The 20646-nt window shown below is 55.5% G+C and carries 19 protein-coding genes and 1 tRNA gene; 13 read left to right on the top strand and 7 right to left on the bottom strand.

Annotated features, from left to right (window positions below; genetic code table 11):
* Positions 1-56 precede the first annotated feature (56 nt).
* Complete coding sequence (locus tag ACFPM8_RS18430; RefSeq protein ID WP_378999691.1) at positions 57-632, bottom strand: flavodoxin family protein; 576 nt, start codon at positions 630-632, stop codon at positions 57-59.
* A gap of 99 nt (positions 633-731) precedes the next feature.
* Positions 732-1430 carry a pirin family protein gene (locus tag ACFPM8_RS18435; RefSeq protein WP_378999693.1) on the bottom strand — a complete coding sequence of 233 codons (699 nt, stop codon included), beginning with the start codon at positions 1428-1430 and terminating at the stop codon, positions 732-734.
* Between the two features lie 166 nt (positions 1431-1596).
* On the opposite strand from ACFPM8_RS18435, the gene ACFPM8_RS18440 reads away from it, so the two are divergent.
* The gene (locus tag ACFPM8_RS18440; RefSeq protein ID WP_378999695.1) at positions 1597-2568 is read left to right on the top strand and encodes a LysR family transcriptional regulator; all 972 of its coding nucleotides are present in this window, start codon (positions 1597-1599) and stop codon (positions 2566-2568) included.
* Positions 2561-3454 carry a tRNA glutamyl-Q(34) synthetase GluQRS gene (gene gluQRS / locus ACFPM8_RS18445; RefSeq protein WP_378999697.1) on the top strand — a complete coding sequence of 298 codons (894 nt, stop codon included), beginning with the start codon at positions 2561-2563 and terminating at the stop codon, positions 3452-3454. The genes ACFPM8_RS18440 and gluQRS overlap by 8 nt, the downstream gene beginning before the upstream one ends.
* Before the next feature lie 149 nt (positions 3455-3603).
* Here gluQRS and ACFPM8_RS18450 read toward each other — a convergent pair whose 3' ends face one another.
* The 4 genes from ACFPM8_RS18450 to ACFPM8_RS18465 form a co-directional block, all read right to left on the bottom strand.
* Positions 3604-5112, bottom strand: coding sequence for a DEAD/DEAH box helicase (locus ACFPM8_RS18450; protein WP_378999699.1), 1509 nt, complete (start codon positions 5110-5112; stop codon positions 3604-3606).
* 254 nt (positions 5113-5366) lie between these two features.
* Positions 5367-6389, bottom strand: a complete 1023-nt coding sequence (tsaD, locus tag ACFPM8_RS18455) for a tRNA (adenosine(37)-N6)-threonylcarbamoyltransferase complex transferase subunit TsaD (protein WP_378999701.1) — start codon at positions 6387-6389, stop codon at positions 5367-5369.
* Between the two features lie 69 nt (positions 6390-6458).
* Positions 6459-6650: a zf-HC2 domain-containing protein gene (locus ACFPM8_RS18460; RefSeq protein ID WP_378999703.1), complete on the bottom strand. Its 192-nt coding sequence runs from the start codon at positions 6648-6650 to the stop codon at positions 6459-6461.
* A gap of 207 nt (positions 6651-6857) precedes the next feature.
* Positions 6858-7427: a sigma-70 family RNA polymerase sigma factor gene (locus tag ACFPM8_RS18465; protein WP_378999704.1), complete on the bottom strand. Its 570-nt coding sequence runs from the start codon at positions 7425-7427 to the stop codon at positions 6858-6860.
* Between the two features lie 161 nt (positions 7428-7588).
* On the opposite strand from ACFPM8_RS18465, the gene ybiB reads away from it, so the two are divergent.
* The 8 genes from ybiB (at position 7589) to dnaG (ending at position 16347) form a co-directional block, all read left to right on the top strand.
* Positions 7589-8572 (top strand): DNA-binding protein YbiB, encoded by a 984-nt coding sequence (gene ybiB, locus ACFPM8_RS18470; RefSeq protein ID WP_378999706.1) that lies wholly within the window; start codon positions 7589-7591, stop codon positions 8570-8572.
* A 239-nt stretch (positions 8573-8811) separates the two neighbouring features.
* Positions 8812-10020: a cation:proton antiporter gene (locus ACFPM8_RS18475; protein ID WP_378999707.1), complete on the top strand. Its 1209-nt coding sequence runs from the start codon at positions 8812-8814 to the stop codon at positions 10018-10020.
* 11 nt (positions 10021-10031) lie between these two features.
* Positions 10032-11231 (top strand): YbdK family carboxylate-amine ligase, encoded by a 1200-nt coding sequence (locus ACFPM8_RS18480; protein ID WP_378999709.1) that lies wholly within the window; start codon positions 10032-10034, stop codon positions 11229-11231.
* A gap of 30 nt (positions 11232-11261) precedes the next feature.
* The gene (locus tag ACFPM8_RS18485; RefSeq protein WP_378999711.1) at positions 11262-12458 is read left to right on the top strand and encodes a BaiN/RdsA family NAD(P)/FAD-dependent oxidoreductase; all 1197 of its coding nucleotides are present in this window, start codon (positions 11262-11264) and stop codon (positions 12456-12458) included.
* 103 nt (positions 12459-12561) lie between these two features.
* The gene (locus ACFPM8_RS18490) at positions 12562-13476 is read left to right on the top strand and encodes a Wzz/FepE/Etk N-terminal domain-containing protein (RefSeq protein ID WP_378999713.1); all 915 of its coding nucleotides are present in this window, start codon (positions 12562-12564) and stop codon (positions 13474-13476) included.
* A 122-nt stretch (positions 13477-13598) separates the two neighbouring features.
* Positions 13599-13811: a 30S ribosomal protein S21 gene (gene rpsU / locus ACFPM8_RS18495; protein ID WP_005665410.1), complete on the top strand. Its 213-nt coding sequence runs from the start codon at positions 13599-13601 to the stop codon at positions 13809-13811.
* Between the two features lie 245 nt (positions 13812-14056).
* Positions 14057-14506 (top strand): GatB/YqeY domain-containing protein, encoded by a 450-nt coding sequence (locus tag ACFPM8_RS18500; protein ID WP_378999715.1) that lies wholly within the window; start codon positions 14057-14059, stop codon positions 14504-14506.
* 44 nt (positions 14507-14550) lie between these two features.
* The gene (gene dnaG / locus ACFPM8_RS18505; protein WP_378999717.1) at positions 14551-16347 is read left to right on the top strand and encodes a DNA primase; all 1797 of its coding nucleotides are present in this window, start codon (positions 14551-14553) and stop codon (positions 16345-16347) included.
* Positions 16348-16484: 137 nt separating this feature from the next.
* On the opposite strand, the gene ACFPM8_RS18510 is transcribed toward dnaG, so the two are convergent.
* Positions 16485-16850, bottom strand: coding sequence for a hypothetical protein (locus tag ACFPM8_RS18510; protein ID WP_378999718.1), 366 nt, complete (start codon positions 16848-16850; stop codon positions 16485-16487).
* Positions 16851-16977: 127 nt separating this feature from the next.
* On the opposite strand from ACFPM8_RS18510, the gene rpoD reads away from it, so the two are divergent.
* The 3 genes from rpoD to ACFPM8_RS18525 all read left to right on the top strand — a co-directional run bounded on the left by rpoD (position 16978) and on the right by ACFPM8_RS18525 (position 20562).
* Entirely contained in the window at positions 16978-19212 is a 2235-nt protein-coding gene (gene rpoD, locus ACFPM8_RS18515) for an RNA polymerase sigma factor RpoD (protein ID WP_378999719.1), read from the top strand.
* A 108-nt stretch (positions 19213-19320) separates the two neighbouring features.
* A tRNA-Ile gene (locus ACFPM8_RS18520) sits at positions 19321-19399 on the top strand.
* 410 nt (positions 19400-19809) lie between these two features.
* The gene (locus ACFPM8_RS18525) at positions 19810-20562 is read left to right on the top strand and encodes a nicotinamidase (RefSeq protein ID WP_378999721.1); all 753 of its coding nucleotides are present in this window, start codon (positions 19810-19812) and stop codon (positions 20560-20562) included.
* Positions 20563-20646 lie beyond the last annotated feature (84 nt).

A 20646-nucleotide genomic window follows, 5' to 3' on the forward strand; every position in this document is an offset into this window, starting at 1 on the left:
ATAAAAAGCCCGCTGACATTGCCAGCGGGCTTTTTTATTCACGCACTATTTGCGCATTACTTCTTGAACTTCTGCGCAGTCTCGGCCACCCGCTTGCCGAACTGCTTGGCGGTTTCCAGATCGCCAACTGTCGGGCCTTCTTCCGGTGAGGAATCGGACGGGCTTTGCGCCAGCGCACCGGCGAAGCCGCCGAGGAAATTCACGTCATTGCGTTGCGCTGCCTTGCTGTTCGCCGGCATCAAGCCGGTACCGACCCAGATCATGGAGTGCTGCATAGCGAAAGTCATCAAATAGCTCATGGTGCTGCCTTTGTCGCCATTGATGGTCGCCGAATTGGTAAAGCCGGCCGCGATCTTGTCTTTCCATTTTTGACCGAACCAAGGCTTCGACGAGGCATCCGCGAATTTCTTGAACTGCCAGGAAACGCTGCCCATGTAAGTCGGCGAACCGAACACGATCGCATCCGCTGCTTCCAGCGAGGCCCAGGCAGCGTCGCTGAGGTTGCCTTCGGCGTCGATCCCGATCAATTCGGGGGTAGCGCCCGCAGCCCGCAGCACGCCGGCATGAACCGCTTCTGCCTGTTTTTTTGTATGGCCGTAGCCGGAATGGAAAACGATAGCGACTTTAGTCATTGTGATGCCCTTTCAACGTAAAACCTGGTTGGGTGAAAATCAGTACGAATAATAAAAACAGACCGCCTCTATCAACCGAGCAGCTTGGTAGAAGTTGCCTCAATGCGGCAAATCGAACACCAGTACCTCAGCTTGTTCGCCGCCGGCTATGCGGAGTTCCGATTCGCCGCTGATTTTAGCGGCATCGCCAGCCTCCAGCAATTGCCCATTGGCAAATATTTTGCCGCGCGCTACGTGTACATAAGCCAAGCGTTGCGGAGCCAGGCTGATGGTTGCGCTTTGTGCGCCGTCAAACAAGCCGACATACAGACTGGCATCCTGATGGATAATGACTGAGCCCTGACGGCCGTCGGCGGATGCCACCAGCCGCAGCCGACCTTCCTTTTCCGCGCGCGAGAATTTCTTTTCTTCGTAGCTCGGCTCAACCCCGAGCACGTTCGGTTGGATCCAGATTTGCAGCATGTGTGTCGGCTGCGACGAATGATTGAACTCGGAATGCCGTACTCCGGTACCGGCGCTCATACGCTGCACGTCGCCCGGCTGAATCACGCTGCCGGTCCCCATGCTGTCCTTGTGCGCCAATTGCCCTTCCAGCACATAGGAAATGATTTCCATATCCTTGTGGCCATGCGTGCCGAAACCGCTGCCGGGATTGATGCGGTCTTCATTGATCACGCGTAATGGACCAAAACCCATATGCTGCGGATCATGATATTCCGCGAACGAAAAACTGAAATACGAGTCAAGCCAACCATGATTGGCGTGACCGCGATCGGTGCTTTTACGTAGTTCGATCATGTTATATCCTGGTTAAATATTTCCACTAGGGAAATCTTTGTACGGAATTTGCTGCGACGCTTGACACTATAATTCTCCGGAATCGCTTTAGACAGGCCTGAATTTCCGACATATCATTCAATTTATCTGAATGAATTTTTTGCAATGTTTTACTGGTACGCCACCCATGAACCTGACGCTGGAAGCCCTGCAAATTCTCGACACGATAGACCGCAAGGGCAGCTTTGCCGCTGCTGCGGTCGCGCTGGACCGGGTGCCGTCAGCGCTTACTTACAGTGTGCGCAAGCTGGAAGAAGACCTTGACGTGTTGCTGTTCGACCGTCGCGGCCACCGCGCCAAGCTGACGACGGCCGGCCTGGAGTTGCTGACCGAGGGCCGCCATCTATTACAGGCGGCACAAGAACTGGAACGCCGCGTCAAGCGCACCGCTACCGGCTGGGAAGTCGAGCTGCGGATCGTCGTCGACAGTATCATTTCGTTTGAAAGTTTATTGCCATTGATCAATGCCTTCGATCAAGAAAATGTCGGCACCCGTTTGCGCATTTCACATGAGACATTGTCGGGCGTGTGGGAAGCGTTATTGCATGATCGCGCCGACCTGGTAATCGGCGCGCCGTATAACGTGCCCGACAGCATGCGCATGAGCGGCGGCTTCCAGACCCGACCGTTGGGCTCGATTGAATGGGTCTTCGCAGTGGCGCCCGGGCATCCGCTGCAAGCCGCAACGGAACCCTTGACCGCCAGCGTGATTCAACAATACCGCGCGATTGCGGTCGGCGACAGCGGCCGCGTATTACCCAGCATCACCTCCGGCTTACTGTCCGGACAAGACACGTTGACCGTGCCGTCGATCCCGGCCAAATTGCAGGCCCAGCTCAACGGTCTCGGCTGCGGTCATTTACCGCGCTGGCTGGCCGCGCCCTATTTAGCCTCGGGCGCCTTGATTGAAAAGAAAACGGTCGAAGCAAAACCCAGCGACAGAACCCAGATTGCCTGGCGCACGCCGGCAGTGGGGAAATGTCTAAAATGGTTCATCGGTCGGCTCAGCGATCCGGCGACCCAGCGCGCATTGCTAGGCTCACCTGCGGGATCGCCGGCGCCGGTCTTACCTCATCTGGCATCAATCGACCATGCTTAATCAACAGAACTATATCGGCCGTTTCGCGCCCTCGCCTACCGGCCCGCTGCACGCCGGCTCATTGGTGGCGGCGATGGCCAGCTATCTGGATGCAAAAGCGCACCACGGCCGCTGGCTGCTGCGGATCGAGGATATCGACGAAGCACGCACGGCGCCCGGCGCCAGCGAGTCGATTTTGGCGGCTTTAGCCGCGCTGGGCATGCATTGGGACGGCGAGGTGGTATTTCAAAGCGGGCGCACCGCCTTGTATCAAGCGGCCTTTGATCGGCTTGGGCGGCTGGCCTACCCGTGCGGCTGCACGCGCCGCGAAATTGTCGATTCCCGCATTTGCACCGCGGCCGATGGGGCGGCCGTCTACCCCGGCACCTGTCGCGATGGCTTGCCGGTCGGCAAAGCCGCCAGGGCCTATCGGTTGCGCGTACCGGATCCCGGACACATTGATGAATTGGTGATGTTTGACGATCGCTGGGTCGGCAGGGTGCAGCAGCACCTGGCGCTGGAAGTGGGTGATTTTGTATTGAAGCGCGCCGATGGCTTTTGGGCGTATCAATTGGCGGTAGTGGTCGACGATGCAGATCAGGGCATTACGCATGTCGTGCGCGGCGCGGACTTGCTGGATTCGACCGCACGGCAAATTTATCTGCAACGACAGCTTCAGTTGGCGACACCGAGTTATCTGCACGTGCCGGTCATCACCAATGCGGACGGCGAAAAATTATCCAAGCAAAATGGCGCACAAGCGATTGATCTAAGCCAACCGCTGCACGCCGTCAAAAAAGCGGCATGGTTCCTGGGACTCGACATTGGACCAGTCGATACCGTCGCTGCGTTCTGGCCGCTAGCCACGATGGCATGGGCCAATCTGGAGACGGCGCGTCAGGATTGACGCACCATTTTCCACAGCACGGGCACTTCGAAAAACCGTAGCGAGCGGCTCAAGGTCGGGGCGACGAAGTTGCAACACCTGCAGCCGTACGGAGCGGGTGAGCATCGCAGCCCCGAGATTGCGCCGCGCAGTAGGTTTTTCGAGGTGCCCTAGCGTTTGGGCGCCCCGCCCAGCAAAGCAGCCAGCTTGTGCTTCGGCGGCTTGATGGACGCACCTGCCTGTGGTGCATTCGATGCAGCGCCGTTGGCGGCATCGGTTGGGACAGTCGGCTCATATGGCTTGAGAAACCAGGGATCGATTTTCTCTTTGCGCGAGATGGGTGTAGAGGTATATGCACTGCGTGTATGGTGAGTACTACGCTCGGATGAACTGCCGCGGGTTTCACTGCGGTCGCCTCGGTCGCGACGCTCGCCATTACGTTCAGCACCCTCGCGCCGCGCCGGGCGCTCAAAGGCCGGCTTCGGCACAAACCCCGTCAACTCCGCGCGCACGAACTTGTGCTTGATCATTTTTTCGATATCAACCAGCAAGCGCTCGTCTTTCTCCGAATACAGCGAAATCGCATCGCCGGAGGCGCCGGCGCGACCGGTACGGCCAATCCGGTGCACATAGTCCTCGGCGTTGTAGGGCAGGTCGAAATTGATCACGCAAGGCAGCTCGGCAATATCCAGACCGCGCGCAGCAACGTCGGTCGCCACCAGCACTTCGATCTCGCCTTGCTTGAATGCTTCCAGCGCGGCCATACGCTCATTCTGCGTCTTGTCGCCATGGATCGCCGACGCCTTGACGCCTTCGTTTTCCAGATGTCGCGCCAGCTTCGATGCGCCTATCTTGGTGTTCGAAAACACGATCACCTGCTTCAGATTGCGTTCGCGAATGATATGCGACACCGCATCCGGCTTGGTCCCGTCATCCACCCGGTACATGGTCTGAGTAACGTTGTCGGCAGTCGCATTGCTGCGCGCGACTTCGATCGTCACCGGATTTTTGAGGAAACTGGATGCCAGCTTTTTGATCTCGCCCGAGAACGTCGCGGAGAACATCAAATTCTGGCGCTCAGTCGGCAGCAGATTGATGATGCGCTGCAAGTCAGGCAAAAAGCCCATATCCAGCATGCGATCGGCTTCGTCCATGACCAGGATCTGGGTCTGCGACAGGTTCAGTGTTTTTTGCTGGACATGATCCAGCAGTCGTCCCGGCGTCGCGATCACGATTTCGACCCCGGCGCGCAATGCTGCCGTTTGCGGCGCCATATCGATGCCGCCGAACACCACGGTCGAACGCAACGCGGTGTGACGGCTATACGCTTTAACGTTGTCGGCCACCTGATCCGCCAGTTCGCGGGTAGGGGTCAGGATCAGCGCCCGCACCGGATGTCGTGCCGGCGATGCGCTGGTATTGGCGTGCGCCAACAACAATTGGATGATCGGCAACGAAAAACCGGCGGTTTTGCCGGTTCCGGTTTGCGCCGCGCCCATCACGTCGCGGCCTTGCAATACGATCGGAATCGCTTGCGCCTGAATTGGCGTCGGGTTGACATATCCCTGGTCGCTCAGCGCGCGCAGGATATCGGCCGATAGCCCGAAATCGCTGAAGCGGATGGCGGACGTATCGGGTACTGCTGAATCGGTTTGAATCTCGGACTGGATGTCAGACATGGTAGTTGGCGGCCTTCCGTGCGGCATGCACGGGAACGACGAATTTACATTCGTACCAAGGCACTATTGCTCTCATTTATTCGTGAATTTCGTGTCGACTGGTTGATGACTATCTGCGATTTCCGTGAAACCCGCATTAAGCTCGTCCAAGCCGAATGGATGTGGCCGGCGCTGCCGAATTCATTCAAAATCGACAGCACACTTTTTTGCCACAGTCCAGCATTATACGCTTTGCCGCGATGGTGCTGAGATTGCTAGATCCCAAGTTCATCCAGCGGCCAGCGCGGCCGCACATTGAAGGCGTAATCGCGTTGTGCCGCCTCCGGTTTGATTTGCAGTCGCATGGCGCCGGCGAACGCAATCATCGCACCGTTATCGGTACAAAATTCCAGTTCCGGGTAATACACCCGAAAGCGACGCTTTTCGGCTGCCGCATTGAGCGCGCTCCGCAATTGCTGGTTGGCGCCGACGCCGCCGGCAATCACCAGCCGCTTGAGGCCGGTTTGCTTCAATGCCGCAAGGCATTTTGCGACCAGCACTTCCACCAGCGCATCGACAAACGCGCGCGCGATATTGGCCTTGTCCTGGTCGCAGATATTGGTATGGTTTTTCACCAGAGTCAGCACCGCTGTTTTAAGACCGGAAAAACTGAAATCCAGGTTTTTCGAATGCAACATCGGCCGCGGCAGCTGATAAGCCGTAGGATCGCCAAATTCCGCCATCCGTGAAATGGCCGGTCCGCCGGGATAGCCGAGGCCAAGCAGTTTGGCCGACTTGTCGAATGCTTCACCGGCAGCATCATCCAGGGTTTCTCCCAGCAGCGCGTATTGGCCGACGCCGTCCACCCGCATCAACTGCGTATGGCCGCCGGACACCAGCAATGCGACAAACGGAAAGGTCGGCGGATCGCTGGCCAGCAGCGGTGACAGCAAATGACCTTCCAGGTGATGCACGCCCAGCATCGGCTTATCCAGCGCCAGCCCCAAGCCGCAGGCTATCGAAGCCCCGACCAGCAGCGCCCCAGCCAATCCCGGCCCTTGCGTGTAAGCGATCGCGTCGATGTCGTTGCGGGCGATGCCGCTTTCCGCCAGCACTTGTTGCAATAAGGGAATGGCACGCCGAATGTGGTCGCGCGAAGCCAGTTCCGGCACCACGCCACCGTATTGCTCATGCATCGCTACCTGCGAATACAAGGCATGGGCCAGCAAACCGCGTTGCGTGTCATACAACGCAAGGCCGGTTTCATCACAGGAAGATTCAACGCCGAGGACGATCATGGGAAGGATAGATTTTTTGGAATGGCGCATTGTAAATGAAAGCGCCCGCGTAATTCAGTGCGCCCTGGCTCAATCCCGACCGAGTTTTTGCATGGCTAGACGCAATACATCCAACTGTCGCGAGAAGGTGGTGCAAGCCTCGCAAGTCCACAGGTGCACCCGCACCCGCGCGCGGGTCAGCGGCGACAGGCGGCAATCCTGCGCTTGAGACAACAGCAGTTGGGTGTCGCGACAGTGTGGAATCAGGCGTTTGTACGGCATAAGAATAATTTAGCTGGCTTTGTAAAAAACATTGCTGCATGTTGATTGGTCGCATTACACATTAAATGCTTACAAAATGGTCAGGGGCACCTCGAAAAACCTACTGCGCGGCCCAATCTCGGGGCTGTGATGCTCGCCGTACAGTCGTACGTCTCCGCTTCTCGCCCCGACCTTGGACCGCTCGCTACGGTTTTTTTAAAGGTGCCCTCAGGGTTGTGCGCCAAACCAATTCAATTGCAGGCATTCACGCAATCGGACCCGGGCCCGATAAAGCAATACCCAGGCGTTCGCGGTAGTAATGTCGAGTTCCTTGCAAATGGCATCGGTATCCAGTTCCAGCCATTCGCGCATCATGAAAATACGTCCCGTCTTGGCCGGCAGCTTATCAATACACAATTGCAGAATATCAAAAAACTCCTTGCGCTCCAGCGCCTGATCCGGGTTGCCCCAGCTGGGTGCGGCTTCGACCGCATGACCGTTACGCGTAAACAAGGCATCAACCATCTCGGCGTCGCTGCGGTCCGCGTCGTCTTCATCGCTATTCAATTGCACTTCGCGCCGGCCGCGCCGCAGCTGGTCTATCAGCTTGTGCTTGAGGATTCCAACCACGTATGTCTTGAAAGAAGATTGCTGCTGAAAGCGTTCCGGATGCTCAAGTACCGCGAGGATGGTTTCCGATACGGTATCCTCGGCCAGGCTGTTGTTGCGCAATTGCAATTGCGCGAAACGCAATAACTGCGGCCGCAGTGCTTCAAGCTCGCGAGGATCAAGTGCCATATAAATCGAGATAAGAACGCTGCGAGCAGCTACGTTAATTAATTTTCGGGGGATTCTACCTGACGACCGGCCATTAATCGGTCGCTACAGTAGAATCCTTGCAAATCTGATCTGAATTATTCTGTAATTCTAGTCGTGCAATCCATCCTATCCACTCACACATGAAAAATACCCCACCGGCAGAACCGTTCGCAGCCGCCCGCTTCATCAAGGAGATCGGCCGCGGCAAGGACGGCGCGCGCAGCCTGTCGCGCGCCGACGCGCATGCCTTATATGCGGCGATGCTGGACGGCCGGGTTTCGGATCTGGAGCTTGGCGGCATCCTGCTGGCGATGCGCATCAAGGGCGAATCGGTCGACGAAATCGCCGGATTTCTGGATGCGGCCGAAGCGTCGTTTACACAGATCGCGCTGCCACCCGAACTTGCAAGCAATACGCCCCGTTATGCACCGGTTGTCATCCCCAGTTACAACGGCGCTCGCCGGATGGCCAACCTGACGCCGTTGCTGGCCTTGCTGCTGGCGCGCGAAGGCGTGCCGGTATTGGTCCATGGCGTGTCCAGCGATCCCGGCCGCGTGACCAGCGCGGAAATCCTTGACGCGCTGGGCCTCCCGCCCTGCAACAGCATCGACCAGGTAAAGCAATGTTTCCAGCAACGGCTGCCGGCGTTCATGCCGATCGAGGTCTTGGCGCCCAAGATGGCGCGCTTGCTGGCGATGCGCCGGGTTCTAGGGGTCCGCAACTCGACCCACACGCTGGTCAAGATCATGCAACCGTTTGTCGCACCGGCATTGCGTTTGACGTCGTACACCCATCCCGAATACCTGGAAATGTTGACAGCTTATTTCACTACCGCTGCGGCGACGGAACGCGGAGACGTGTTTTTGATGCGCGGCACTGAAGGGGAAACAGTCGCCAATGCCAAGAGGTCACAGAAGATTGATTGGTTTCATGCGGGCAAGCAAACCACGCTGGTGGAAAAACAAAACGTTGCCGAAGAGATCCCGGCACTTCCAGACGGACACGACGCTGCCGCTACCGCCAACTGGATCAAGCAAGCGCTGACGCAAAAGGAGTTGATACCGGAGTCGATTTCGAAACAAGTCGAGAAATGTTTGATGGTTTGCAGGACCCTGGCGTCCTGAATTGCTAACAGGAACTAATTCGCGCTGCGGCTGACAAAGCATCAACAACGCCGCCGGTGGATACCTGTATCATCCGGCATTCCAGCAATTCGAGATCACTGCAACATCGTGTGTCCCTGACCATAAAGCAATACGAAATGGTCATTCTGTCGTACCCTTTTTCGTCCGCCCAAACCGCATCTTGCGCAGTATAGTAGTTAGTAGCGACAAGACCCGCAAGACCACTTTCAGGAGCATCCATGGACTGGACACTTCCACTCTTTGCTCTAGCACAGCCAATCAAATGGAATGCGCTGTTATTGTTCGGCAGCTTGTTGTTATCCGGCCTGGTGGGCGGATATATCGTCACGAAAAACCCATGGTTTCCCCGCATCACCGGCTACTTGCTGGTCGGGTATGTATTGGGCGTCGGCGGCCTCGATCTGCTGTCCGGGGATTTGCTCAAACTGGCGAATATTTTTGCCGACATCGCGATGGCCCTGGCGGTGTATCAGTTAGGACGCTATGTCGATATTGGCTGGCTGCGGCGTGAAAAATGGCTATTGGCAACGGTGCTCACCAGTGCCGTGTTGTGTTTCACGTTTGTCAGCGGCGCGCTGACCTGGTTCGGCACTTCTCCCGTGATGGCATTGCTGGGCGGAGTGCTTGCCATCGCAACCGCGCCGGCGGTAGTGATGGTGGTAGTGCGCGATCTGAAGGCCGAAGGTCAGGTTACGCGCCGCCTGGCAGCAATGACTGCATTGAATAATTTTGTCGCTTTGCTGGCCGCCTATGCTTTATTGCCGGCGATCGCTCATGAAGGCTCGACACCATTCAGCACCCTGCTCACGCACACGCTTTATTCACTGTCCGGTTCGCTGCTGTTGGCGTATCTGACTTATCGCTTGATGATACCGCTGGCACGTCTGCTGGGACGTCAGCCAAGCCGCCAATTCGTACTGGTGATTGCCGTCATCACGCTGACGATAGGCGCTGCGCACGCGTTGCAGCTGCCTATCTTGTTAACCATGCTGATCTTCGCGATCATGTCGAAGAACCTGGATCATCAATACGACTTGATGGAACTGGAATTCGGCGTCGCCAATGAACTATTCATCGTCATGCTGTTTGTGACGATCGGCGCTTCGATCCGTTTGTCCGATCTGACGATGGTGGGCGCCTCGGTGGCGGTGCTGATCGGCGCCCGCTTCCTCGCCATGGCTTGCGGCGTTTTTGCTTTCGCCCGCTTCGCCAAAATGAAATGGAAGCAGGCAGCATTGATCACATTGGGAACCTTGCCCATGACCGAAGCCGGCCTGGGATTGATGCAAACCACCTCTTATCTTTACCCGCACACCACCGCAGATGTCATGCCCTTGCTGGCCGGTTGCCTGATCGTATTGGAATTATTCGGCCCGATTGCAACGCAGTTTGCGTTGATCAAATCGGGAGAAAGCGGACGTGAATGAGGGCTGACACCATGACAGAAGGCACACCAATCGACAATCAACCGAGCGCGGAAGAAAAGACGGGGATTTTGCCGTTTACTTCGTCAACGCCTTTCACGATGGGCATCGAGCTGGAACTGCAGCTGGTTAATCGGCGCAATTACAACCTGGCCAGCGACGCGGTGGACCTGCTGACCTGGATCGAGCCGCGCGAGTTGCAAAAGCAGATCAAGCTGGAAATGACGCAGGGCATGATCGAGTTGAATTCCGACGTGCATACCCGAGTCGATCAATTGATCGAAGAACTAAAAGGCTTGCGGGCAGCCTTGAACAGAGGCGCGCAATACCTGAACATCGACGTCTCAGGCGGCGGCGCGCATCCTTTCCAACATTGGAATGAACAACGCATTACGCCCAGCGAGCGCTTTAGTCACCTGCATGAAAAATACGGCTACCTGGCGAAGACCTTCACAGTATTCGGCCAGCATATCCATATCGGGGTGCCGAATGGGGACGATGCGCTGTACCTGACCCACGCGTTTTCGCGATTCGTGCCGCATTTCATTGCGCTGTCGGCGGCCTCGCCGTTTTATCAAGGCGCGGACACCAAGTTTGCGTCTTCGCGCAGTAATGTGGTGCGCGCATTCCCGTTGTCGGGGACTGCCCCGGTGCTCCATCGGTGGACCGATTTCGAAAGCTACTACGATGAATTGCTGCAAATGGGCATCGTCGAAAGCATGAAGGATTTTTATTGGGACATCCGGCCCAAGCCGGAGTACGGCACCGTCGAAATCCGCGTGTGTGACACGCCATTGACGATTGAACACGCCGCGCACTTGGGATGCTATGCGCAATTGCTGGCGCGCTGGTTGCTGACCGAGAGGCCGTTTGTCATCAGCGACGATTTTTATCTGCTGTATCAGTACAACCGTTTTGAAGCGAGCCGCTACGGCTTGAAGGGCGCGATTGCATCACATGGCGACACGCCCGCAAACTCATACAAGCAGCCCATCTACGAACATATTCTGAACCTGCTACAAGATCTACAACGGTATACTCAGAACGATGCCGAACAACTGGCATTGGATCGACTGCGCCACATGGCGCGTGAACGCCTGACCGATGCCGACTGGCTCAGGCAGACTTTCGCCCAACGCGGCTCCCTCAATGACATGATGCGGCTGTCGTCAGAGCTGTGGATGGGGCAAGAGCCGCCACCCTATTTTCAATAATCCGAATTATTAATTTGCACTAAGCAATCGATGGTAAAACAATTTGATGTCGCCGTAATCGGCGCCGGCGCGGCCGGCATGATGTGTGCCGCAGTCGCCGGTCAACGAGGAAAAAAAGTCGTCCTGATCGATCACGCCACCAAGCTGGCAGAAAAAATCCGCATCTCCGGCGGCGGCCGCTGCAATTTCACCAACGTCACTGCCGGGCCGCAAAATTTCCTGTCGCAAAATCCGCATTTTTGCAAAAGCGCGCTGTCGCGCTATACCCCGCAAGACTTCATCAGCCTGATGAAACGATATCGGATCGGGTATCACGAAAAACACAAGGGACAGCTGTTCTGCGATGACTCCGCCGAACAAATTATTGCCATGTTAAAAGCCGAATGCGATCTCGGCAACGTCAGCTGGCGCATGCCCTGCAGCGTCGCAGCCATTGGCAAAAGTGGCGACCTGTTTCGAGTCGATTCCAGTGCCGGCGAAATACTCGCAAGCAACGTCGTCATCGCCACCGGCGGTTTGTCCATCCCTAAGATCGGCGCCACCGATTTTGCCTACCGCATCGCCCGTCAATTTGATTTGCGCTTGATCGAACCGCGACCCGCGTTGGTCCCGCTGACTTTTGATCATGCCGGTTGGCAACCATTCTTGCCGCTCGCCGGGATCGCGTTGCCGGTTGAAGTACAAACCGGAGAAAAGAAAACGCGCGGCGAATTCAGGGAAGATCTGTTATTCACCCATCGCGGCCTGTCGGGTCCCGCGATCCTGCAAATTTCCAGTTTCTGGAAGACCGGCACGCCCTTGGTACTCAATCTTTTACCGGAGATCGATGTCGCCGAAACTTTAATCAACGGCAAAACATCCATCAAGAAAAACCTCGGCAACCTGTTTGCCCAATGGATGCCGGCACGGCTTGCACATGGTTTGATTGAAGCAAATAAGCTTGACCCGATGGCGCGCGTCGCCGACACTCCCGACCGCCTGCTGCGAAATTTAGGCGATGCCGTCAACCGCTGGGCCATCGTCCCCAATGGGTCGGAAGGCTATCGCAAAGCCGAAGTGACTTTGGGCGGAATTGATACAAAGGAACTATCGCAGCAAAGCATGGTCTCCAACAAAGTTCCTGGCATGCATTTCATTGGCGAGGCAGTAGACGTTACCGGCTGGCTTGGCGGCTACAACTTTCAATGGGCCTGGGCATCGGCCACTGCCGCCGGCTTAAGCCTTTGATCACACCCGTGTAATGACGGGCTTTACCGTTTGGACCGCCCCTGAATCAATGCTAAAGTTTACGGTTGAATCCGCTACATCAAATTAAAAAATCACTCTTCCCATGCCGAATAACGCTTCAAAAAATGCTTTAAATCACAATACCGATTCCGCTTTGATTGACGATACAGGATTGATTGATCTTGCCGCGATCTGGAAGATCTTCAAGCGCAACTGGATCGTATTTGTGTCTTGCATTGTGCTTGCGTTGGCAATTGCAACGGCGCTTTGGTTGTTTGTGCCATCTCAGTGGCAGGCCTCGGCAACTCTGCAAATCGGGCAAATGCCGCTGCCATCTGCGTCCTCATCGTTTTTTACGCCCACATTGATCGAACTACCGCCGCAGGCTGCCGAGCGTGTGCTTCAGCGTGACACGGAAAACAAAGTGCTAACTGCTGTGGGCTTGCCACTCGACGATAACGCCGATAATCGTACCCGCCTGCTCCGCAAATCCCTGAAAGCAATCGTAGTAAAAAATACTAACTTTGTGCAAATCAGCGTTGCGGCTTTTTCCCCGAAAGACGCGAAAACATATCTGGACGCGGCAGCACAAACCCTGATCGAATTACATAACCAACGCATGGCTCCATTGGTGAAGAACCTGGACCAAAGGCTAGACAACAACGCGCGCCAAATGACCGAAGCCAAGGCCGAACGCGGTCGCCTCGAGACCGCATTGGCCAGTGCAAACGAATCGAAAAGCGGGGCTCAGTTTGCCCCAAGCGTTATCGCCATCAATTTGCTGGCAAAACAGGATGAGCAAATACGCAACCTGACCGCTGAGCGCGCGCCAATGATAGACCTTCGCACGCCGACCAACACCTTTCCAACTTCGGTGATTGATTCTGCCTTCGTTCCTGACAGCCCATATTTTCCAAAGCTCCCACTATTCCTGATCGTTGGGCTCATTCTTGGAGGAGCCTTCGGCGCCTTGCTGGCTCTGTATCGCGACCGCCAGCGCGAAGAAATATTGCCCTGAGTATTTCGAGAAATGTTGCAGATATGCGCCAATATTCATTTAGGGCGGCGATAGCACTTCCTTTTATTGGCTTTCCTCGCTATAATCGCCCTCTTCCCTTTACCAACTTGGTTTGAATTCACATGACCACAATTCGTCTTAAAGAAAACGAGCCGTTCGAAGTCGCCATGCGTCGCTTCAAGCGTACTATTGAAAAAACTGGCCTGCTGACCGAGTTGCGCGCACGCGAGTTTTACGAGAAACCAACAGCCGAGCGCAAGCGCAAGCTCGCAGCTGCTGTGAAGCGTCATTACAAACGCATCCGCAGCCAGCAATTGCCGAAAAAGCTGTACTGATTCTTCGCCGCACTTAGTGCGGTTGACTAGGTAGAGTTACAAACCCGCTCCGGTGCTGTTCCGCGGCGGGTTTTGCCGTTTATCTGCTGGAGCGATATACTGCAGCACCCGAGAATAAATCCAATTTTCATTTCACACGCTTCCAGCACCCTTCGTACAACACACGGCTGCCGCAATCCGCGCCTGACCAGACAATCCGTCATTTTTGCTTCTTCTATAACGAAAAACACCACCTGGAGAATTTCATGGGCTTGAAAGAACAGATTACCGAAGATATGAAGGCCGCGATGCGCGCCAAAGATACCGCGAAACTGAGCGCCATCCGCCTGATCACTGCGGCGATGAAGCAAAAAGAAGTCGATGAGCGAATTGAATTAAACGACACGCATGTGCTTGCCATCATCGAAAAAATGATCAAGCAACGCAAGGATTCAATCAGCCAATTTGAAGCCGGCGGACGCCAGGATCTGGCAGATATCGAAAAAGCCGAGCTGACCATTCTTTCCACCTACATGCCGGCCGGCTTATCCGAAGCCGAAATCCAGGCAGAAGTAACCAGCGCAATCACCGCCAGCGGCGCCGCCGGCCCGCAGGATATGGGCAAAGTCATGGCGATCTTGAAGCCAAAACTAGCGGGCCGAGCCGACATGGGAGTGGTCTCGGCATTAATCAAATCGGCACTAACCAAGGCCTGACCATCTACCATGCTCGACATTGCGCGCATTGTTGCTAAGTCTTTGTGATCCCACAATCCTTTATACAAGACCTGCTTAACCGCATCGACATTGTCGACGTGGTGGGCCGGTACGTCCAATTAAAAAAGGGCGGCGCGAACCTGATGGGCTTATGCCCGTTTCACAATGAAAAGTCGCCCAGCTTTACGGTAAGTCCTACCAAGCAGTTTTATCACTGCTTCGGTTGCGGTGCGCATGGCACCGCCATCGGGTTTCTGATCGAATATTCCGGCCTCGGATTTGTCGAAGCAGTGAAGGATCTGGCGCAAGGCGTCGGCATGGCCGTGCCGGACAACGACCACAAGATTCCGCCCGCTCAGCGCGCCGAACACCAGGCAAAAAGTCTGGCGCTGTCCGATGCAATGAACGCCGCATGCGAGTTTTATCGGCAGCAGTTGCGCCACGCACCACATGCTGTCGACTATTTGAAGGGACGTGGACTTACCGGCGAAATCGCCGCCAGGTTCGGCCTCGGCTATTCGCCGGATAACTGGGATAGCTTGCGCAAAGTATTCCCTGATTATGAAGTTACTGCGCTGGTCGAAGCCGGGCTTGTTATCGATCGCACCGATGAAGATGGCAATAATCGCAAACGCTACGACCGCTTTCGCGATCGCATCATGTTCCCGATCCGCAATACCAAGGGGCAAGTCATTGGTTTCGGCGGCCGCGTGCTGGACGGCGGCGAACCGAAATACTTGAATTCGCCAGAAACACCCTTATTTCAGAAGGGCAGCGAGCTGTATGGCTTGTTCGAAGCGCGCCAGTCGATTCGAGACGCCGGTTATGTCCTGGTGACCGAAGGCTACATGGACGTGGTGGCGTTGGCCCAACTGGGATTCCCTCAAGCGGTAGCCACACTGGGAACAGCCTGCACCCCGACCCATGTGCATAAACTGTTGCGCCAAACGGATCAAGTTGTGTTCAGTTTCGATGGCGATCGCGCCGGCCGGAAAGCTGCGCGACGCGCGCTGGATGCCTGCTTGCCGCATGCAACTGACGATAAAGTGATCAAATTCCTGTTTTTACCGCAGGAGCACGATCCCGATAGTTTTGTTCGAGAAGCAGGAGCCGAAGCGTTTGAACAGCGAATTCACGACGCCATGCCGCTGTCGCAATTTTTATTGAACGAGGTCACCGCAGAAGTAGAGTTGAGTACGCCTGAAGGTCGTGCGCGAGCGCAATTTGATGCCAAGCCTTTGCTACAGGCAATGCCGCCATCGTCATTGCGACTGCAAATCGTGCGCGGCCTGGCGCAGTTGACGCAATCGACAGCGGACGAAATCGAATCATTGTTTGAATTAGCCAAACCCATTGCGCGCACCCGGCTGGCGCCGCCACGCAGCAATCGCCCGGCCCCGGTGGGATTGGAACGGCAGATCATCCGCTTGCTGGTAGCACACCCGGCATTCGCGTCGGAACTGGATGAAGCCGCCTTGTCAGCGGTTGCGCACTTCGCACCGGACCGCGCTGAAATGCTGGCGCAATTGATTGCCGCGAGTCAGGCGATGGGCGAGCAGGCCAACTTCGCGACGCTGGCAGAGCATTTACGCGAAAGCGGCGCGGATTTTGAGTCGCTGATAGCTGAAATCGCAGCCGAGTCGGAATCCGAACCCGAAGCAGCTCGACTGGAACTGGCGGGAGCAATTCGGCAGACTAAAATGAAGATATTAAGAAATGAGATAGATCAGCTGGCCGCAACCGGACTAGGCACTGAAGAAGCGCACAAGCGCTTTCGGGAGCTGATGCAACAGCAGGAACAGTTACGTCGAGAAGCCGAAGCAGAAACCGCTTTGCGCTGAAACGAGGCAGGAAAAGCGACCTCCCGGGCCATCAAAGAGGAGAATCCGGCCGCACGGCGAAACCGCTTGAATTGGAGGAAAGCGCCTCCATATGTTATAATTAAAAGCTTTAGATTCAACGCCTTAGAGCATCCAGGTTAGACGTTGAATTGACAGCGGAAGATTGTTTTGAGATAGGAACGAAATTGAGGTATAGCGCGTAGGTGGCTCTGCTGGCAATTTAAGCTTGTCAAAAGTTGAACGGTCAGAGTACAGGCAATAGCATCATAAAGCATCGCGCAAATCAGTGTAACCAGATTGGTAGTTGATTCCATGGCGAACGCAATGAAGAAATCCGCGAAACCCCTGACACTTTCCGTGAAAAATGCAAAACCTGTGGCGGCCAAGTCTGCTGACTCTTCCTCGACGGCGAAGTCCGCTTTAAAAAAACCGTCCGCTGCGAGATCGCACGGCAAAGCATCGGAAAAATCTCCTGCCAAAGCCGTAACCAGGCCTGCTACCAAAAAAGTAGTGCCTCAAGTAGCTGCCAAAATTGCTTCCAAGGCAGCGTCTAAAGCAACTGCAACGACCACGAATAAAAGTGCATCAAGAACTGTTGCAAAACCAGTATCTGTGAAATCGAAAGCCCCTGTGACAAACAAGAAACCCGAACTCAAAGTCGTCAAATCATCCAAAAATGTCGCTGCAGCCGCCGCCAAAGCGGACGTGAGCGTGATGATTGGATCAGGCGTAAGTCAAACCACGGATGCCGCAACATTGGCGGCGATTGATACTTCCGGCTACATTCTGCCGTCGGTCAAGGTGCCCGGACGTCGTGGTCGCAAGCCAAAAGAGTTTCAGCCCGAGAACGACGAAGTCGCGGCACTGAACGCGGTCGAGCGGGCCGAACTGAAGGCGGTCGACAAAGCCAAGGCGAAAGATCGCAAAGCCAAAGAAAAGGCATTGCTGAAGGATGCCTTCTCGTCCGACACCGAGGCCAGCGAGGAAGAACTCGAAGCGCGTCGTCAAAAGCTCAAGACCTTGATCAAGATGGGCAAGGAGCGCGGCTTCCTGACCTTTTCGGAAATCAACGATCACCTGCCTGAAAACATTATCGATCCGGAAGCCATCGAAGGCATCATCGGTACTTTCAGCGACATGGGCATCGCGGTTTACGAACAAGCGCCAGATGCGGAAACCCTGCTGCTGTCCGACAACGTCGCCACGGTTGCCAGCGATGATGATGCGGAAGCGGCGGCGGAAGCTGCGCTGTCGACGGTCGACTCCGACTTTGGCCGCACCACCGATCCGGTCCGCATGTACATGCGTGAAATGGGTTCGGTTGAGTTGTTGACGCGCGAAGGCGAAATCGAAATCGCCAAGCGTATCGAAGATGGCCTGAAGGATATGATCCAGGCGATTTCCGCATGCCCGACAACGATTGCAGAAATTTTGCTGACCGCCGACCGGATCGCCAAGGACGAAATCAAGATCGACGAAATAGTCGATGGCCTGGTCGACCCGAATCAGTCGGACGAGCAATTGGCTGCCAGCGCGGCAGCGCCCGCCGACGACGACGGCGATGAAGAGGACGAAGAGGAAGAAGAAGGCGAAGAAGAGGATGAAGGCAGCTCGACATCCGGCGCCGCCGGCTTCTCGGCAGAACAGCTGGAACAGCTGAAGCGCGATGCACTGGCCAAGTTTGAAACCATCTCCAGCCAGTTCGACAAGATGCGCAAGTCTTTCGAAAAAGAAGGCTACAACTCGAAGCCCTATATCAAAGCGCAGGAAATCATTTCCAATGAATTGCTGGGCATTCGCTTTACCGCCAAAGTAGTCGAAAAGCTGTGCGACACATTGCGCGGTCAAGTGGATGAAGTGCGTCAGATCGAACGCCAGATCCTGGATGTCGCGGTCAATAAATGCGGCATGCCGCGCCTGCATTTCATCAAGGTTTTCCCAGGCAACGAAACCAACCTGGACTGGGTCAACGGCGAAGTCGACGGCAACCACGCATACAGCACCGTGCTGAGCCGGAACGTTCCAGCGGTTAAAGAGTTGCAACAGCGTTTGATCGACCTGCAAGCGCGCGTCGTGTTGCCGCTGCCGGATTTGCGCGGCATCAACAAGAAGATGGGCGCCGGCGAAAAGAAAGCGCGCATGGCCAAGCGCGAAATGACAGAAGCCAACTTGCGGCTGGTGATTTCGATCGCTAAAAAGTACACCAATCGCGGTCTGCAATTCCTCGACTTGATCCAGGAAGGCAACATCGGCTTGATGAAAGCGGTCGACAAGTTTGAATATCGTCGCGGTTATAAATTCTCGACCTACGCCACCTGGTGGATCCGTCAGGCCATCACTCGTTCGATCGCCGATCAGGCGCGCACCATCCGGATTCCGGTGCACATGATCGAGACAATCAACAAGATGAACCGCATCTCGCGTCAGATCTTGCAGGAAACCGGCGCCGAGCCGGATCCGGCAACGCTCGCGATCAAGATGGAAATGCCGGAAGACAAAATCCGCAAGATCATGAAGATCGCCAAAGAACCGATTTCGATGGAAACACCGATCGGCGACGACGACGACTCTCATCTGGGCGATTTCATCGAGGACAACAACACGCTGGCGCCGGCAGATGCGGCGCTGCATGCATCGATGCGCGGTGTGGTGAAAGATATCCTGGATTCGTTGACCCCGCGCGAAGCCAAGGTATTGCGCATGCGCTTCGGGATTGAAATGTCGACCGACCATACGCTGGAAGAAGTCGGCAAACAGTTCGATGTCACGCGCGAGCGGATCCGTCAAATAGAAGCCAAGGCACTGCGCAAGCTGCGTCACCCTTCTCGCTCCGACAAATTGAAGAGCTTCCTGGAAGGTAACTAAGTTAGCCGGCGAGTCAATCGGCAATTATTTGATAGGCTCGCCAAACTTCCACTACCTTTCTAGCAAGTATTTTTCTATAATACGAAACTTGCCTGCATTGAAGGAATTGGGCCCCTAGCTCATGCTTGGTTAGAGCAGCGGACTCATAATCCGTTGGTGCCGTGTTCGACTCACGGGGGGCCCACCAGAATTTAGTAATACAAAAGCCACTTACAGCAATGTGAGTGGCTTTTTTGTTGTCAGGGCTGCGTGTTTTTCTACCATTACCGCCGACGCCAAGCATCTTGCGATCGAGCCCTTCGGCTTTGCATTTTCCTCCTCAAACCATCCCCAGCCTGCATTACTGACCTATAGCGAACGGATCCGAGCGCCACATCCCCTGTGCTTTCTACCAGTATTTGCATTCGCTCTTCAATGCGAGCATGTGTTCGCTTGCGAATGCAGAACACAAATCCCCCCTACCGAACACGTCGGCGACCGTTGTTATCTTATTGAAAACATTATTGCCATTTATTAAGTACGATGGCAAACTTGCTAGCCAATCGCAGCATCCTCCAGACTTGTCTTCCTGCTTAATTCCACATTCGGGAGCACGTAATGAAACGACGTTTTCTGCTGAAATCGATGACAGCCGCCGGCCTGGCGGCAGTAGGCGGCACGGCCATGTTGGCACCCGCCTTACGCGCAGCCGCCGCCACTATCCCCGCAGAATTACGCATCAGGCCTGACGGCGCCAGTGTGTTGCTGGTGGTGGATGTGCAGAACTGCTTTGTCGCCGGCGGCACGCTGCCGGTCAAGGATGGCAATGCCGTGATACCGGTGATTAACAGATTGGGCCACGCGTTTAACAACGTGGTGCTCACCCAGAATTGGCACACCCCCGGCCACATCTCGTTTGCGTCGGCGCATCCCGGGAAAAATCCTTTTGATACGAGCACCGTGTCCTATGGCACCCAAACACTATGGCCCGACCACTGCGTGCAGCACACGGCAGACGCCGATTTACAAAAGGACTTGCAGATTCCGCATGCGAAATTGGTGATTCGCAAGGGCAATCACAAGGACATGGACAGTTATTCCGCCTTCATGGAAGCGGACAAGAAAACCTCAACCGGCCTGGCGTCCTATCTGAAGGCGCATGGCATCAAGCGGGTGTTTGTCACCGGTCTGGCAACCGACTTTGGCGTTGCCTACAGCGCGCTGGATGCGCGCGCTGCCGGCTTTGAAGTCTATGTGATTGAAGACGCGACGCGCGCCATCGACCTCAACGGATCGCTTGCCGCTGCATGGCGAACAATGAAGAAGGCGGGAATCGAGCGGATTAGGTCGGAAGACATTGTACTAAGCTAAATCTGGAAAAATGGGACGGCAAGCTTACTCCGCATGCCTGATCGCCCACCCAAATAAAAAAAACACCCAGCAGCTTGTGACCGT

The organism is Paraherbaspirillum soli (assembly GCF_042654985.1).
Lineage (GTDB): Bacteria > Pseudomonadota > Gammaproteobacteria > Burkholderiales > Burkholderiaceae_D > Paraherbaspirillum > Paraherbaspirillum soli.

Coding starts and splice junctions, on each gene's coding strand:
- ACFPM8_RS18430 (WP_378999691.1), bottom strand. CDS start 632: ATGACTAAAGTCGCTATCGTTTTCCATTCCGGCTACGGCCATACAAAA.
- ACFPM8_RS18435 (WP_378999693.1), bottom strand. CDS start 1,430: ATGATCGAACTACGTAAAAGCACCGATCGCGGTCACGCCAATCATGGT.
- ACFPM8_RS18440 (WP_378999695.1), top strand. CDS start 1,597: ATGAACCTGACGCTGGAAGCCCTGCAAATTCTCGACACGATAGACCGC.
- gluQRS (WP_378999697.1), top strand. CDS start 2,561: ATGCTTAATCAACAGAACTATATCGGCCGTTTCGCGCCCTCGCCTACC.
- ACFPM8_RS18450 (WP_378999699.1), bottom strand. CDS start 5,112: ATGTCTGACATCCAGTCCGAGATTCAAACCGATTCAGCAGTACCCGAT.
- tsaD (WP_378999701.1), bottom strand. CDS start 6,389: ATGATCGTCCTCGGCGTTGAATCTTCCTGTGATGAAACCGGCCTTGCG.
- ACFPM8_RS18460 (WP_378999703.1), bottom strand. CDS start 6,650: ATGCCGTACAAACGCCTGATTCCACACTGTCGCGACACCCAACTGCTG.
- ACFPM8_RS18465 (WP_378999704.1), bottom strand. CDS start 7,427: ATGGCACTTGATCCTCGCGAGCTTGAAGCACTGCGGCCGCAGTTATTG.
- ybiB (WP_378999706.1), top strand. CDS start 7,589: ATGAAAAATACCCCACCGGCAGAACCGTTCGCAGCCGCCCGCTTCATC.
- ACFPM8_RS18475 (WP_378999707.1), top strand. CDS start 8,812: ATGGACTGGACACTTCCACTCTTTGCTCTAGCACAGCCAATCAAATGG.
- ACFPM8_RS18480 (WP_378999709.1), top strand. CDS start 10,032: ATGACAGAAGGCACACCAATCGACAATCAACCGAGCGCGGAAGAAAAG.
- ACFPM8_RS18485 (WP_378999711.1), top strand. CDS start 11,262: ATGGTAAAACAATTTGATGTCGCCGTAATCGGCGCCGGCGCGGCCGGC.
- ACFPM8_RS18490 (WP_378999713.1), top strand. CDS start 12,562: ATGCCGAATAACGCTTCAAAAAATGCTTTAAATCACAATACCGATTCC.
- rpsU (WP_005665410.1), top strand. CDS start 13,599: ATGACCACAATTCGTCTTAAAGAAAACGAGCCGTTCGAAGTCGCCATG.
- ACFPM8_RS18500 (WP_378999715.1), top strand. CDS start 14,057: ATGGGCTTGAAAGAACAGATTACCGAAGATATGAAGGCCGCGATGCGC.
- ACFPM8_RS18525 (WP_378999721.1), top strand. CDS start 19,810: ATGAAACGACGTTTTCTGCTGAAATCGATGACAGCCGCCGGCCTGGCG.